The sequence below is a fragment of the Nitratidesulfovibrio oxamicus genome, assembly GCF_015731765.1.
Lineage (GTDB): Bacteria > Desulfobacterota > Desulfovibrionia > Desulfovibrionales > Desulfovibrionaceae > Cupidesulfovibrio > Cupidesulfovibrio oxamicus.
Map to the genome: position 1 here is coordinate 1 of NZ_VRYY01000552.1, position 1392 is coordinate 1392.

Sequence of the window (1392 nt, forward strand, 5' to 3'; positions counted from 1 at the left end):
TTGCGGGCCGTACGCCGCGCGGCATCGGCCCTGGCGGGCAGCAGGGTGCACAGGGTGGCCGCGCAGACCGTGGCGATGATCACGTTCCACTGCCCGGCCCCGGCCAGCGCCAGCAACACGGACAGCCCCCCGGCCAGCACGGCGGCCAGCGCGAAGCGCCGCGCCTTGCGGCAGTATGGCAGCAGCAGGGCGATGAACATGGCGGGCAGGGCGTAGTCCAGCCCCAGCGGACGCACGTCGGCCACCAGTTCGCTGCCGAACACGCCGATGATGGTGCCCATGACCCACGCGGACTGCGCGGTCATGTTCAGGGCCAGGGTTTCGGCGCGGGGCGGTTCGGGCCGGGTGTCTCCGGGGGTGGAGGGCAGGCGGCTGACGTGCAGGGCAAAGGTCTCGTCCGTCAGCTGGAAGGCGAACAGCGCCTGCAGCGCGCGTGGCCAGCGGCGCAGGGCAGGGGCCAGCGCGGCGGACATGAGCAGGTGGCGCAGGTTGACCACGAAGGTGGTCAGCACCACCGTGGCCGGGGATGCCCCGCCCGCCAGCAGGCTGACCGAAATGAGCTGGGCGGACCCGGCGAAGACCATCAGCGACATGCACACCGCGCCCGACGCGGGCATGCCGGTCTTGCGGGCCAGCACCCCGAAGGCGAAGGCCACCGGCACGTAGCCGAGCACGATGGGCAGGGCCTGGCGCATGCCGGACAGCACGGCGGCCAGGCGGGACGCGGGCATGATGGCCGCGGAATGGCGTGATGACGGCGCGTGGGTCGTGCCGGGCGACGAAGCGGTATCCATGGTGCAACCTCCGGGTTGCACATGACCATGAAATCTGTCACCTGAACAGATACAGTCAAACGGAAAAACAAGCATAACAGATGGCGCGAGCGCCGGGTTTCGGCTGGGCAGCCACGCCGCGTCGTGCATCCCCCGGAGCGTCTCGCAGACGCATCCCCCGAACGTATCCCCCGGACGCATCCCCTGCCACCGCCCCTGCACGGAGGCCCCATGCCAGCTCGCCCCTTTGCCGCGCCAGCCCCCGGTACCGATCCGGCCCCCGGTATCGCCGAGGACGCCGGTTCCGATTCTTCCGTCTCCTCGGGCGGCACGCCTGCCGCCGATACCGCCGCCTTCCACTACCATCGGGTGGAGCGCCACGTGACGGACATGATCCAGTCCGGCAGGTTCCGCCCCGGCGACCGGTTGCCATCGCTGCGCGGGCTGTCCACCTCCATGGGGTTGTCCATCGCCACCGTGGGGCACGCCTATCTGGAACTGGAGCGCAAGGGCATCATCGAGGCGCGGCCCCGTTCCGGCTATTTCGTGCGCCAGGGCATGCGCGGCCTGCCCGTGCCGCAGGCCCGCCCCGCCCCGCCCACCGGCCCGCGCGAGGTGA

At 71.3% G+C, this 1392-nt stretch carries 2 protein-coding genes; one reads left to right on the top strand and one right to left on the bottom strand.

Annotation, left to right across the window (positions count from 1 at the left end):
* Nucleotides 1-794: AzlC family ABC transporter permease (locus FVW20_RS15475; RefSeq protein ID WP_231039157.1), on the bottom strand; the 794-nt coding region annotated here is incomplete at its 3' end.
* Between the two features lie 210 nt (nucleotides 795-1004).
* On the opposite strand from FVW20_RS15475, the gene FVW20_RS15480 reads away from it, so the two are divergent.
* Nucleotides 1005-1392 (top strand): GntR family transcriptional regulator (locus tag FVW20_RS15480; protein WP_196610306.1); only part of this gene is annotated, 388 nt, incomplete at its 3' end.